At 59.9% G+C, this 14047-nt stretch carries 11 protein-coding genes; 7 read left to right on the forward strand and 4 right to left on the reverse strand.

The window, feature by feature from the left end; translation table 11 throughout:
* Positions 1 to 31 precede the first annotated feature (31 nt).
* Positions 32 to 1207 carry an MFS transporter gene (locus ACFQ6H_RS24000; protein WP_378649027.1) on the forward strand — a complete coding sequence of 392 codons (1176 nt, stop codon included), beginning with the start codon at positions 32 to 34 and terminating at the stop codon, positions 1205 to 1207.
* Here ACFQ6H_RS24000 and ACFQ6H_RS24005 read toward each other — a convergent pair.
* From ACFQ6H_RS24005 to ACFQ6H_RS24015, 3 genes are all read right to left on the reverse strand, one after another.
* Entirely contained in the window at positions 1174 to 1902 is a 729-nt protein-coding gene (locus ACFQ6H_RS24005) for an aspartate/glutamate racemase family protein (protein WP_378649029.1), read from the reverse strand. The genes ACFQ6H_RS24000 and ACFQ6H_RS24005 overlap by 34 nt on opposite strands.
* Positions 1903 to 1907: 5 nt before the next feature.
* Positions 1908 to 3482, reverse strand: a complete 1575-nt coding sequence (locus tag ACFQ6H_RS24010) for an NCS1 family nucleobase:cation symporter-1 (protein WP_378649030.1) — start codon at positions 3480 to 3482, stop codon at positions 1908 to 1910.
* Positions 3483 to 3589: 107 nt separating this feature from the next.
* Positions 3590 to 4315 carry a GntR family transcriptional regulator gene (locus ACFQ6H_RS24015; RefSeq protein WP_378631453.1) on the reverse strand — a complete coding sequence of 242 codons (726 nt, stop codon included), beginning with the start codon at positions 4313 to 4315 and terminating at the stop codon, positions 3590 to 3592.
* Between the two features lie 196 nt (positions 4316 to 4511).
* Here ACFQ6H_RS24015 and ACFQ6H_RS24020 point away from each other — a divergent pair, with 196 nt between their 5' ends.
* Complete coding sequence (locus ACFQ6H_RS24020; protein WP_378649032.1) at positions 4512 to 6848, forward strand: ATP-binding protein; 2337 nt, start codon at positions 4512 to 4514, stop codon at positions 6846 to 6848.
* Between the two features lie 88 nt (positions 6849 to 6936).
* Entirely contained in the window at positions 6937 to 9297 is a 2361-nt protein-coding gene (locus ACFQ6H_RS24025; RefSeq protein ID WP_378649034.1) for an ATP-binding protein, read from the forward strand.
* Positions 9298 to 9698: 401 nt separating this feature from the next.
* On the opposite strand, the gene ACFQ6H_RS24030 is transcribed toward ACFQ6H_RS24025, so the two are convergent.
* Positions 9699 to 10238 carry a C40 family peptidase gene (locus ACFQ6H_RS24030; RefSeq protein WP_378532089.1) on the reverse strand — a complete coding sequence of 180 codons (540 nt, stop codon included), beginning with the start codon at positions 10236 to 10238 and terminating at the stop codon, positions 9699 to 9701.
* A 300-nt stretch (positions 10239 to 10538) separates the two neighbouring features.
* Between ACFQ6H_RS24030 and ACFQ6H_RS24035 the strand changes: the two genes are divergently transcribed.
* The 4 genes from ACFQ6H_RS24035 (at position 10539) to ACFQ6H_RS24050 (ending at position 13946) form a co-directional block, all read left to right on the forward strand.
* A complete protein-coding gene (locus ACFQ6H_RS24035; RefSeq protein WP_378649036.1) occupies positions 10539 to 11432 on the forward strand; it encodes an alpha/beta fold hydrolase in 894 nt (297 codons plus the stop codon).
* A 216-nt stretch (positions 11433 to 11648) separates the two neighbouring features.
* Positions 11649 to 11954 (forward strand): DUF6412 domain-containing protein, encoded by a 306-nt coding sequence (locus ACFQ6H_RS24040; RefSeq protein WP_378649038.1) that lies wholly within the window; start codon positions 11649 to 11651, stop codon positions 11952 to 11954.
* Positions 11955 to 12065: 111 nt separating this feature from the next.
* A complete protein-coding gene (gene yidC / locus ACFQ6H_RS24045; RefSeq protein ID WP_378532095.1) occupies positions 12066 to 13019 on the forward strand; it encodes a membrane protein insertase YidC in 954 nt (317 codons plus the stop codon).
* 51 nt (positions 13020 to 13070) lie between these two features.
* Entirely contained in the window at positions 13071 to 13946 is an 876-nt protein-coding gene (locus ACFQ6H_RS24050) for an oxidoreductase (protein ID WP_378446142.1), read from the forward strand.
* The last annotated feature ends 101 nt before the right edge of the window (positions 13947 to 14047 follow it).

The raw sequence follows: 14047 nt of genomic DNA on the forward strand, positions 1-14047 counted from the left end.
GTCCCGTGTGGCGCAGTAAGAGGAGTGTGTTGTGAAGTCGAAATTATTGATTCCCGTTCTGGCATTGGGCGTATTCGGAATCATCACCACCGAAATGGGGATTATCGGAGTTCTGCCCCAGGTCAGCGACAAGTTCGGCATCACCGCGTCCGATGCAGGATGGTTGGTCGGTGTGTTTGCGCTCGTCGTGGCGGTGACCGGTCCGTTCACGACGCTTTTCACTTCGGGAATCAACAGGAAAACCGTTCTGCTGGTGGCGATTGCAGTCTTCGCGGTTTCCAATCTGGTGTATGCGACAACGTCGAGTTTCGAGGTGATGTTTGCTTTCCGGATCATCCCCGCCGTCGTTCATCCGGTCTTCTTCGCTCTCGCGCTCGCGAGTGCGGTTCGTCTGGTGCCACCAGAGGAGGCAACTACTGCGGTCACGAAGGTGTTTGCCGGTGTCACCGTCGGATTTGCGTTCGGTGTGCCGTTGACGTCGTATCTGGCCGAGAATTTCACGGTGTCGACAGCTTTCGTTTTCGGCGCCGTGGTCAATGTCCTCGCGTTTTTCGGAATTCTGACACTTCTGCCCTCGATCCCGGTGGCACAACGCATTTCCTACGGCGCGCAGGTCGGAATACTTCGACGGCCCCGGGTGTGGTTGACCATTCTTTCCGTCACGTTCGTCTTCGCAGCCATGTTCTCGGTGTACGGATACTTCGCCGAATATCTCGGCGGGGTGACCGGAATGAGCGGATCGTGGATCAGCGCGATGCTCTTGGCTTTCGGTGTCGTGATGATCTTCGGGAACTTCGTTTTCGGCGCGATGCTCGGAAAGAATGTGGTGCGAACGGTGGTGGCTTTCCCGTTGCTCTACATCGTCGTGTACGTCGTGATCTATCTGGTGGGGCCGTACTTTGCCGCGATGACTGTTGCCGTGTTGGTTTGGGGCATGGTGCATTCCGGTGGACTGGTCGTTTCGCAGAGTTGGATGGGACGAGATTCGGTTGATGCACCCGAGTTCGGTAACAGCCTGTTCATTTCGTTCTCCAATCTGGGGATCACGCTCGGAACAGCGACAGGCGGCCTGTTTCTCTCGCATCTCGGAACACGGCAATTGGTCTGGGCCGGAGTCTTGTTCGCTGCTCTCTCTCTGGCAATGATCATCGCTCGATTGTCGCTCGGGCGGGTTCACAACGAGAACGGCGCCAAGGTGCCGGCGTAGTTCTTGGGAAGTGGCCGCGAGAACTCACCGCGCGTACTGGTCGACAAACCAAGCGTGATCAAGGATTGAACCATCGTGACGGCAGCGGCAACGCCGTCCACTACCGGCACCCCCAGTTCGGCAGACAGTTCCTGGCAGAGGTCCGCCATACCTGCACAACCCAGAACGAGGACGTCCGAGTCGTCTCGTTCCAATGCGTCGAAGCAGGCTTCCAGGATCACTTTTCGCGCATCGGGATCACGATCGAGTTCGAGAACCGGAATCTCGCAGGAGTGGATACCCCGGCAGCGGGCCTGCATCCCGTAACGGCCCACCAGGTCGGCAGCGCGGCCACGGGTTCGGCCGAGGGTGGTCACAACGCTGAATCCACGGCCCAGAAAGCCGGCGTAGTTCATCGCCGCCTCGGCGATCGCAACCACTGGACCCCTGGCCAGTTCGCGGGCTGCGTCCAGACCTGGATCCCCGAAGCAGGCGATGACGTATCCGTCGACACCGTCCTTCTCGCCGGACGCGACCTCGGCGAGAATCCCTGGGACGCTGAGAGCTTCGTCGTAGTGGCTTTCGATCGACGCGGGTCCCATGACAGGGCTGACAGCCTCGACGAATGTGCCCGGACCGGCGATGGCTCTGGCACATTCCTCGATCTTGGCGGTCATGGCCCACGTGGTGTTGGGGTTGATCACCTTGATTCTCATGACGTTCAGTCGACCGTCGCGGTTTCCGCGGAGGAAGCATTACGGACAGCCAGGGGGGTACGCGTGGCGAGCAAGTAGTAGACGGCAAATCCGAGTCCGCAACCGATGAACCAGCTGTACTGTGCTGCCGTGTACATCCCGGTGAGATCTTTGGCCAGCACCGGGACCATCGCGACGACTGCTCCCACGATGGTTGCGATCACTGCGGCCGGGTTGTATCCCTTTCTGTACCAGTAGGTTCCGGTAGGTGACATGCTGAACAGTTCGTCCACGATCACCTTCTGCTTGCGCACGAGGTAGTAGTCGGCGATCAGGATTCCGAACAGCGGACCGATGAACGCTCCAAGGGTTTCGAGCGTGTAGTGGATGACGTCCGGATTGTTGTAGAGGTTCCACGGGGTGATGAGGATCGAGCCGATCGCTGCGATCATTCCGCCGGCACGCCAGCTGATCTTCTGTGGGCTGACGTTGGAGAAGTCGAAGGCAGGGGAGATGAAGTTGGCGACGATGTTGATGCCGATCGTGGCGATGGTGAAGGTGAGTGCGCCGAGGACGATGGCGAAGGTGCTGTCGATTCGTGCCACGGTTGCAACTGGATCGGTGATCAGTTCGCCGTACACCGGCAGTGTCAACGATGCCGTGACGACAACCAGCACCGAGAACACGAGGAAGTTGACCGGCAAACCGAGGAAGTTGCCCTTCTTGACTGCAGCGAACGACTTCCCGTAGCGGGAGAAGTCGCCGAAGTTGAGCATCGGTCCGGAGAAGTACGAGACAACCAGAGCGATAGCACCGAGCATGACGGGGACGGCGTCGAACCCTGAGTACTTGACGTCGCCGAGCGTGAGATCGATTGCGCTCCAGCCTGCCTGGTAGATGAGGTAGCCGCACAGCATGAACATCACGACATACACTGCCGGCCCGCAGAAGTCGATGAACCGACGGATCGACTCCATGCCTCGCCAGAACACGCAGGCCTGCAATACCCACAGCAGCATGAAACTTCCCCACCCGAGAGCGGAGAGTCCGGCGAATCCGTAGTCTTCGACGACGGCATAGGGCGCGAGTGACGGAAAGAGTTTGATCAGTACTACATCGAGCGCTGCCGAAGCGAGGAAGGTTTGAATCCCGTACCAAGCCACGGCAATCAGGCCACGGATTATTGCCGGGATGTTCGCGCCGAGAACTCCGAACACGCTGCGGCAGATCACCGGATACGGCACGCCTGTGGCCTGGCTCGGTTTGGCGACGAGATTGCAGAAGAAGTAGACGATCGTGATACCGAGCAGCAAAGCGACGAGTACTTGCCAGCTGGCCAACCCCAGTGCGAAAAGGCTACCGGCGGTGACATATCCACCGACGCTGTGTACGTCGGACATCCAGAAGGCGAAGATGTTGTACGACGACCAGGTCTGCTTGCGAAGCGGCGCCAGATCCTCATTGGTCAAACGTGGGTCGTAGCCGGGCTTGATCAGTCCGCTGCCGACCGGGTGACCCGCAGCTTCGACCAGGTCACCTGGGCCGGTTTCCATTGCGGGAGTAGGTGTAGAGGTCGTTCGAGAGGGAAGAATGTCGGTCATGACAGCTCCCGTGCATCAGTGCAGGAAATCAGCGGACAGAGCACAAGCTCTCAGCGTCAGTGATGAAAACCGTGTCGAGAGAAAGGTATCGACGCTGTGTTGCACAGTTATTGCGCGATCGGTATATCTTTTTCGGACAGTAGACCGGTGTTTGTGGGCAGAGTCGCGATCACGGTATTGAGTCGGCGATGATGGATTTCGGACGCACTCAGAAGGGCGGCTGCGTCCCGGTGCAGGAATGCGTCCAGCATCGCGGTGTGATCCGAGTGCAGAACCTGGCGATCGATGCCGGCAACATGGACCATCGGCTGAACCGGTTCGGTGATGTTCCAGGCAGCTTCGAACATGTGCAGAAGTCGAAGCATGTGCGAAGGTCGAGTCAGCGCGAGGTGAAAGTTTCGGCTCTCGCAGTGATAGGACTGAGAGTCGTCGTAGCGCAATGCGATCTCCAGACGGGAGTTCACCTCGACGGCGTGTTCGTGATCCTCCTCGGTGGCCTGCTCGACCGCGACGGCCAACGCAGCTGATTCGAGAGTTTCGCGGACGATGTACATCTCACGCAATTCCGCCGGCGTCAACTGAGCAACGGTGTAGCCGAATTGATGTCGGTGGTCGACCAAAGATTCTCCGACCAGGGTTTTCAGTGATTCCCGCACTGGTATTCGGCTGACGCCGAAAACATCAGCCACCTCGCCCAGAGGAATCGGGGTACCCGGAGGTGCCGAGCCGGACAGAATCACTCGCCGCAGTTCGTCGAGGATCGCTTGTTGTGGACTACCGGGAGCATCGATTACCAGTTGCGTCAGCAGTACCGATCTACGGCGCGGCGGCATGTCGCTCTCCCTTCGTGTATCTGCCAGCGTAGAAATACGTTGTTTCGCCCGCGTGACACCGGTGTGGCCGTCGTGAATCGCGCACTCGAAGGGGAACATGAGTGATCCGATCACAAGCGAAAGTGAGTGCTGCTCAGGAGGCCGATCGTGGGCGTAGCGTTGTTGTGTAGTGGTATGGCAGAAAGCGAGTCGGTCGATGGCATCCGCTGTGCGCTCAGAAGCCGACCAGCGAGTTGTCGGTAACTTGCCCTTGGAGCTGACAAGTTTTGTCGGTCGCCGGCGCGAGTTGGCCGACGCCAGGAGATTGTTCGAGACGTCCCGTTTGTTGACACTGACCGGGATCGGTGGCGTGGGCAAGACACGGCTCGCGATCCGACTTGCGGGAGCGTTGCAACGGGTGTTTCGAGATGGTGCCTGGTTGGTGGAACTCGGGGAGCAGACAGATCCTGATCTCCTCGAAGATTATGTCGCCGTGATTCTTGGTGTCCGGTCAGTCTCGTCGCCGGACCCGCTGCAGGCATTGATCGACTACTGCGCCGATCGGAGTTTGCTCTTGGTGCTCGACAACTGTGAACATCTGGTCGATGCAGTTGCGCTGTTCACCGGGGCGATTTTGCGTCGATGTGCCGGTGTGAAGATCCTCGCGACGAGCCGCGAGTCGTTGGGTGTGGGTGGTGAAGCGACGATGCGGGTTCCCTCCCTCAGCACCCCGCTGCAGTATGACTCGGGAGTGCCCGAGGGGCTGGCTCGATACGAATCCGTGTCACTGTTCACCGAGCGTGCGGCCACGGTAGTTCCAGGCTTTGTCCTCACGGAGGGGAACAAGCTTGCCGTAGCCCGTATCTGCCACGATCTGGACGGCTTGCCGTTACCGATCGAACTGGCGGCAGCTCGCCTGCGTGGTATGTCTGCCGAGCAGATCATGAGCAGGCTCTCGGATCGATACCGACTTCTGACAACGGGTGGACGCGATGTTCCGAGTCGTCAACAGACGCTGCGATTGTCGATCGATTGGAGTTACGACCTCTGCTCGTCATTCGAACAACAGTTGTGGGGGAGGTTGTCGGTGTTTTCGGGTGGGTTCGACCTCGACGCCGCCGAGGGCGTGTGTGGACAGGATATGAATTCGACCGATGTGCTCGATCTCGTCACCGCGTTGGTCGAGAAGTCCATCCTCATTCGTGAGGAAACCAACGGGGATGTTCGCTACCACCTCCTCGATCTTCTCCGGGAGTACGGACATGAAAAGTTGGAGTCCGCCGGTGAGTATTCCGATCTACGTCGAAGGCATCGTGATTGGTTCGAATCCCTTGTTGTACAGGCTGATTCCGAATGGATCAGCAGCGCGCAGGCGGAGTGGATCGAGTGGCTGAGTCGTGAGCAGCGTAACGTGTACGAAGCGCTGGAGTTCTCGATTTCGACGCCGGGTCAGGCACGGTCTGCGACACGAATGGTCGCGGCGTTGTACCGATTCTGGCTCAACGGTGGGCGGATCGGTTCGGCGAGGCGCTGGGTGGATCGGACCCTGAGCGCCTCCGATGGAGAGCCGGACATGTATCGCCTGGAAATTCTGTGCATCGATGCTGTGGCACACGGCATGCAGGGTGATCTCGTTCGCGCACGCGGACAGGTCGACGAGAGTTGGCGCCTTGCCGAGGTCATCGGAGACGTGCGCTCGCGAGGCCTGGCCGGATGGGCTGACGGATATGTCGACGCGTTCAATGGCGAATTCGACACTGCCACCGAGAAGTTGGAACTTGCCGTAACGCTGTTCCGATCAGCTGAGAATCTGCAGCACGAGGTGATCGGGTTGGGCACCCTCGGGCTCGCGTACATCTTCACCGGTGCTCTGGAGCGTTCTGTGGAGTGCTTCGACGAGTCCCTCGCGATCACCGCACCGCTGCACGAAGTGATGTATCAGGCGTCGACGTTGGCCAACCTCGGGCTTGTGGATTGGCTTCGGGGCGACCTCGCGCGCACTCGTGACCATTTGACGCGAAGTCTGCGGACCACCGACGCCTCGTTGAACTCTGCATGGTGTGTCGAACCGATGGCTTGGGTTGCGGCAGCGCAACGTGATTGGAAGCATGCAGCAGTTCTGCTCGGTGCCGCAGCGATGTTCTGGCAGCGGGTCGGGGGTCGACTGAGCGGGCTTTCGAGTTTGTCAGCCCATCACGACAGCGCTGCAAGTTCTGCTCGAAAGGCATTGGGTGATAATGCTTTCGAGAGGGAATTTCGCAGAGGATTCGAGATGGCCGAAGGTGAAGCTGTGGCTTACGCGCTCGACGAGCGTCGTAGCGCACCGGCTGCATCGCCGATCGACGCACCTCACTTGACCCGTCGTGAACAGCAGGTCGCCGAATTGGTGGCTCAGGGACTGACCAACCGTGCAATCGCGGAGCACTTGGTCATCTCGCTGCGCACGGCTCAGGGGCATGTGGAGCACGTGCTGACAAAACTGGGATTCACTTCCAGATCACAGATCGCGGCGTGGTTCGTCTCGACCGCGCAGGAGACCGACTCCCGAGGCTGAGAACGCGGGCAGAGGTGAGTGCTTCTCCGGGTGCAGTTCGCGGGGGTAGCGTTGATTCGTAGCGGAATCGCAGAAAGCGAGACGGTCCATGGCACCCGCTGTGCGCTCAGATGCCGATCAGCGAGTAGTCGGCAACTTGCCGTTGGAACTGACGAGTTTTGTCGGTCGACGGCGTGAGTTGGCCGACGCCAGAAGATTGTTCGAGTCGTCCCGTTTGTTGACACTGACCGGTGTTGGTGGTGTCGGGAAGACGCGGCTTGCGATCCGACTTGCGGGAGCGTTGCAACGGGTGTTCCGAGACGGTGCGTGGTTGGTCGAACTGGGTGAGCTCTCGGATGCGGATCTGCTCGAAGACCACATCGCCGCGACTTTGGGCGTGCGGCCGGTTTCCTCGTCTGGCGCACTGCAAGCACTGATCGACTATTGCAGCGATCGGAGCCTGCTGTTGGTGCTCGACAACTGTGAGCACTTGGTGGATTCGGTTGCCAGGTTTGCCGGGACCGTCTTATGCCGGTGTGCCGGCGTGAAGATTTTGGCGACCAGCCGCGAATCGCTGGGGGTCGGTGGCGAGGTCACGATGCGGGTTCCCTCCCTCACGACTCCGGAACTTCGGGGGCCGAGCGCTTTCGACGGACTGGCCCGGTACGAGTCCATTCTGTTGTTCGCGGAACGAGCCGCAACAGTGGTGCCGGGGTTCGTACTGAGCGAAGAGAACCGGAATACCGTTGCCCGTATCTGCCACGATCTGGACGGCTTGCCGCTACCGATCGAACTGGCGGCAGCTCGCCTGCGTGGTATGTCTGCCGAGCAGATCATGAACAGGCTCTCGGATCGATACCGACTTCTGACGACGGGTGGACGCGACGTTCCGAGTCGTCAACAGACGCTGCGATTGTCGATCGATTGGAGTTACGACCTCTGCTCACCATCCGAACAACAGTTGTGGGGCCGGTTGTCGGTGTTTTCGGGTGGGTTCGACCTCGACGCCGCCGAAGGTGTGTGCGGGCAGGATATGGGTTCGAACGAAGTGCTTGATCTGATTACTGCTTTGGTCGAGAAATCCATTCTCATTCGTGAAGAGATCGACGGTATCGTTCGCTACCATCTCCTCGACCTGCTCCGGGAGTACGGGCGGGAAAAACTGGAATCCACCGGGGAACAGCTTGAACTGTCTCGCCGACAGCGTAATTGGTTTGAAGATCTTGTCGTCCGTGCCGAATCCGACTGGATCAGTTGCGGTCAAGAATCATGGGCCGCGAGGCTCGGTCGCGAACAACACAATCTGAACGACGCGCTGGAATTCTCGATTTCTACCGCTGGCGAGGCGCGGTCTGCGACTCATATGGTCGCCGCGTTGTACAGATTCTGGTTGTCCGACGGATTGATCGGCCAGTTGCGGTATTGGGCTGATCGAACACTGAGCGTCCCAGACGCTGGGCCTGACATATTTCGCGTGGATGTTCTGTGCGTAGACGCCGCGGCGCATGCGATGCAGGGCGATGTTGTTCGCGCGCGCGAATTGATCGACGAGGGCCACCGCCTTGCCGAGGCTCTGGGGGATGTGCGCTCGCGGGCGCTGGCGGCTTGGGCAGACGGGTACATCGACACGGCCGCAGGAGAATTCGGCAATGCCACAGTGAAATTGGAAACTGCCGTGTCGTTGTTTCGGCTCGACGAAAATCTGCAATACGTCGTCATCAGTTTGGACACCCTCGGTCTTGCATACATCCTTGCCGGTGAACTGGAGCGGTCGGTACAGTGTTTCGACGAGTGCATCGAGATCACCGAGCCACTGCACGAAGTCACATATCAGGCCCACGCGTTGGGGTTTATCGGACTCATCGCTTGGCTTCGCGGCGACTTCGAGCGCGCGAGTGAGTATTTGACGCGCAGTTTGCAGACTGACAAATCTTCGATGAATGCGGCGTGGTGCATCGAACCGTTGGCGTGGACCGCGACAGCACAACGTAATTGGAAGCAAGCAGCGATTCTGCTCGGCGCCGCAGCGATGTACTGGCAGAAGATCGGGCAACCGCTCACCGGATTCCCGGGATTGTCGCGTTTCCGTGAGAACGCCATGGAGGTTGTTCGAAAGGCTTCGGGTGAAAGTACTTTCGACAAGAATTTTCACCGGGGAACGGCGATGACCGAGGGCGAAGCTGTGGCATACGCGCTCGACGAGCATCGCACCGCCGAAGCTGCATCGTCGATCGACGTGATTCGACTTACTCGTCGTGAGCAGCAAGTTGCGGAACTGGTTGCTCAGGGGTTCACGAATCGCGCTATCGCAGAGAGCCTCGTCATTTCGGTACGCACGGCTCAGGGGCATGTGGAGCATGTGCTGACGAAATTGGGCTTCACCTCCAGAGCGCAGATCGCGGCGTGGGTGGTGTCGACTGCGCCGGAGCGTGACTCGCGCGATGTCAATGGTTCAACAGACCGGAACTGAAGTCCGATCGCAGTTTCCCCCGGTCGTCGCAGCACAGGCAGAACACCGGGTAACGCTTACCCACTTCCCTCCGTTGAAACGACACTCGCAGCGGACCCGACGCATCTACACGCGGAGATTCCGTGAGCAACGTGTACAACCACGGGCCCTCGTCCAATTCGACGATGGCGAGGACAGTCGCGGGATCGCCGCGAACCGTTCGCCAGGACACGACAGTGCCGTCTCCGCAACACCGCGTTACGTCCAACCGGGCCCCGCGACACCTGGTGCAGACGGCGCTTGCAGGGGAGAGGATGGCATCACATTCCGCGCAATGGGGGAGTGTCAAGCATTCGGATCGCGACGAATGTCCCGAATAGCGCTGCAATACAAGATGTTTCATCAGGCTTACGTGATACATGTCAGTAACGTCGGGCGAGGTAGTACGGCATCGAGTCCACGGGCGCGCGTTTGACCGACTCCCCAGACGTCGGGGCGTGAACTACTTGACCGCCTCCGGCATAGATCCCCACATGTTCCCCGCCGTAGTACAGGACCACGTCACCCGGCTGGAGGTCGTCCCGGGAAACCGGAGATCCGCCGACCGCCTGGTCGTAGGTAGTTCGCGGAATCGAAACGCCCGCTTGTGCATAGGCCCACTGAACGAGGCCTGAGCAGTCGAACGAGTCCGGTCCGGTCGCGCCCCAGACGTACGGGGCGCCGATCTTGGACTCTGCGGCTGCCAAGGCGCGGCCTCCATCCGAGGAAGCGAAAGCTGACACTTTCTCCGGATTCGTGACCGCAGAAACTCCGGCGATGTTCCAGTCCGGAAGCAAGGGTGCCTGAGCGTTTGCGGTGTCGATACTCACGGCGAGGGTCGTCAATGACAGAGCGCCGATGACGATGACCCTCCCGAGTGTGTTCTTCGTCGTGCGGGGGTTGGTGAATCGATGGTGCGACATTTCTCGTGTTGCCTTCGTGTCGATGCGTCCCGAAGCAGGTATTCAGCTGGGCGTGATCGGGCTTCGGCTTGTGACACACAGCCTGGTTTCGCATCGACGCGTTCGCGCCGGTCAGTTGGACGGGGTGCATACCTGTTTTTCGAGTGGCAGCACTTCGCGGAATTCCGCGAAATGTGACGCCGGAAGGAAGAAGTAGGTACCGATGTAGGTACCACGGTCGTCGCGGCGCCGGAGGGTGCACGGCAATATCGAGTTCGATACTTCATCCGAGGAAAAACCACACCTGAACTGGGATTTGACATGACCGTCGACGCACGCCGAACCGATGAATTCATCGAGTGGCGCACAGCCGTGGTCGATTCTCGACCTGTCGACTTCGGCGTCGGCGGACACGGCGAGACAGTGGTCTTTCTGCACGGGTGGGGGTTGTCGCCTCGTGCTTATCGATCCGCCCTTGCTGCTGTTGTTCACCGGGGATACCGGGTGATCGCGCCTGCGCTTCCAGGCCTTGGTGGCACGGCCGAGCTCGACCGAGCCGATCGCACCTTCGAAGGTTATGCCGCGTGGGTGACGCGGTTTCTGGACGCGGCCGGCGTTGCCGGCCCGGTGACCGTCGTCGGGCATTCGTTCGGCGGCGGTGTGGCGACAATGGTGGCGCGGGATTTCCCCACCCGAGTCTCGCGCTTGGTTCTGGTGAACGCGGTCGGTGGCGGAATCTGGTCGAGTAGCGGCGGCCAGGAGCGCTCGATTCGTGAACGGCCGTGGTGGAGCTGGTGTGGGTCGGCGATGGTCGAAGCGGCCGAGACGGCACACACTCACAGAATCACACAGTTTCCACTCGACGAGTTCGCGTTCAACGCGCTTCGCAACGTCGGTGCGGTGTGGCGAACGGGCAACCTCGCGCGGACTGCCGATCTCATCGATGCGCTCGAAGAGATTGCAGTCCGCGCGATGCCGGTTGTCGTGTTGTGGGGCGCCGGTGATCGTGTCATTCCGCGCGCGAGCTTTGATGCTGTCTGCGCTGCTTTGCATGATCCCGAGGTCCGTGAGGTTCGCGGTAATCACAATTGGCTGCTCGACGATGCGGAGTTGTTCGGCCAGGTGCTGACGGAAGAACTGGCCGGTCGAGATGTCAATGCGCCAGTTCTGTTTCCGTCTCTCGCATCTTGTTCGACCATGCGGATTGCGCAGTGACCAGGCTGCCGGCGATCAGGGTGTGCGAGCACCCACACGTTTCGACATCCAGACGTGGCCGGACCCACGGACCGATCGACGACGCGTTGGCTGCGGTCGGACTGCGACGGCGGCACGGTCGGCTCGATCACGATCCTGCTCATGGATGGCTACGCGGACATGTCCGCGAGGTAAGCGTCTAGCTGGATCCGGTGGTCGTTCTGTACTCTCGCAGTCATGCAACAGCGGAGTACGGGAACAGTGACGCGATCACTGTTGCTGCTTCTGTTGCCGTTCGTCGCCCTTCTCGCAGTACCTCCGCTTGGTTCCTCGGGTAGCGCCGCGGTGCTGGGAACTGCGATCGCCGTCTTCGTGGTCGCTGCACTCGCAACCTCCTCGAAGTACGAACTTCTCCAACTACGCGCGGTTTCGGCCGCCGGCCCGTCGGATGACGAACGCTGCCTGCGTGGCGCTTTCCGCAGGCAGAGCAGCCCGGACGCGCCTGGCCGTCCGCAACCTCGAGCACCCGGAATCGGTCTGTAGATCGGCCGTCGGCGGGGGTGAACTCGTCGTAGGTCGGTCAGACGTCTTGCGTCCACGACCATTCCGCGCTCTCGATTGCCTGAGCGTGCCTCTCGGTGAGGTTCATTCGTCATGCTCGATTTTGTCTACTACCCCGTGTCCGGAATCCTCTGGTTCTGGCACAAAGTATTCTCACTGATCTCCGGATCACCCGACAACGGCGTCGTGTGGGCGTTGTCGGTCGTATTTCTGGTCTTCACACTCAAGGCCTTGCTGTTCAAACCCTTCGTCAAGCAGGTCCGCACCCAACTGGTGATGCAGAAGCTGCAACCTCAGATAAAGGCGTTGCAGAAGAAGTATTCGGGTGACCGGCAGAAACTTACTGTCGAGATGGCAAAGCTGCAGAAGGAACACAACTACAGTCCACTACTCGGATGCCTGCCGATGCTCGTCCAGGCGCCGGTGTTCATTGGTCTCTACCACGTCCTGCGATCATTCAATCGAACCGGAGCAGCATCCCACGTCCCATTTCTGAGCCCGACCGAACCGATGTCGGTGGCGGACAACGCGAACACGGCCAACTACTTCTTCAGCGCCTCGGACGTGCAGTCGTTTCTCGACGCCAAACTGTTCGGCGCGCCGTTGTCCGCCATGATTTCGAGTCCGGCAGCGCAGCTGGAAGCGTTCGGCGACGTCAGTCGGATCTCCATCATTCTGGTTGCTGTACCGCTGATGATTTTTGCCGCCGTCGCTACGCATTTCACGTCGCGGGCGTCCATCGCGCGCCAGGTGGACACCGGAACCGTCAACCCTCAAACGGCAATCATGAACAAGCTTGCTCTGTGGGTGTTTCCGGTCGGTGTGATTGCCTTCGGTGCTTTTGCTCCCGTCGCGATCCTGCTCTATTTCGTGAGCAACAACTGCTGGACGTTGGGACAACAGCATTTTGTGTACGGACGCATCGCGGCAGAGCAGAAGGAGGCCGAATTGTCGTCGACACCCGCAGTGGCCACGCCCCCGGCACGTGCAGCGGGTGCCCCACCGGTGCCAGGAGCAAAGCCGATCCGAGCCAAGCGCAAGCGATGACCGAAAAATCGGCCCTCCCTACCGACGGGTAAGGCACGTACGCTGGAATGCATGACCAAATGGACCGCAGAAGACGTAGTCGATCAGACCGGCCGCACATTTGTCGTCACGGGGGCGAACAGCGGACTGGGTGAGGTAGTCGCACGCGCGCTGGGCAAAGCCGGGGCCGACGTCGTCCTCGCCTGTCGCGACACCACGAAGGCCGACGCCGTAGCCGCAGAGATCGGATCCAACGCGGTTGTCCGCAAGTTGGATCTCTCGGATCTGTCGTCGGTACGAGCCTTTGCCGACGCAACGGAGAAGGTCGACGTCCTGGTGAACAACGCCGGCGTGATGGCGGTCCCGTTCCGCCGGACCGTCGACGGATTCGAAATGCAGATCGGCACAAACCATCTCGGACACTTCGCGTTGACCGGATTGCTGAAGGACAAGCTCACCGACCGAGTGGTGACGATGTCGAGTGCTTTGCATCAGCTCGGGACCGTCGATCTGGACGATCTCAATTTCGAGCGTCGGAAGTACAACCGCTGGTTGGCCTACGGGCAGTCCAAGCTTGCCAATCTGTTGTTCACGTACGAACTTCAGCGCAGGCTTGCAGCGTCGGGGTCACCGCTCAAGGCGCTCGCTTCGCATCCGGGATATGCGTCGACGAACCTGCAAGGGCACACCGAGTCGATCCAGGACAAGCTGATGGGAATCGGCAATCAGATCTTCGCGCAGTCCGCGGAGATGGGTGCGCTCCCAGAGCTGTGGGCGGCAACCGCGCCGGATGCCTTCGGCGGCAGTTACATCGGACCGGATGGTCCGTTCGAGCAGCGCGGATATCCGAAGGTCGTGGGGTCGAACAAGAAGTCACACGACACGAGGACCGCCGCGGGCTTGTGGACTCTGTCGGAGAAGTTGACCGGGGTGTCGTTCGGCATCTGATTCGGATACGACTGTGGCCGCGAACTCCGAGAAGTTAGCGGCCACAGTCAAATATGTTTCAGGTGCAGACAGTTCGGTTAAAGCGTGAAAAACAACTTGCC

Origin of the sequence: Rhodococcus sp. NPDC056506 (assembly GCF_042794945.1) — a bacterium.
Lineage (GTDB): Bacteria > Actinomycetota > Actinomycetes > Mycobacteriales > Mycobacteriaceae > Rhodococcus_F.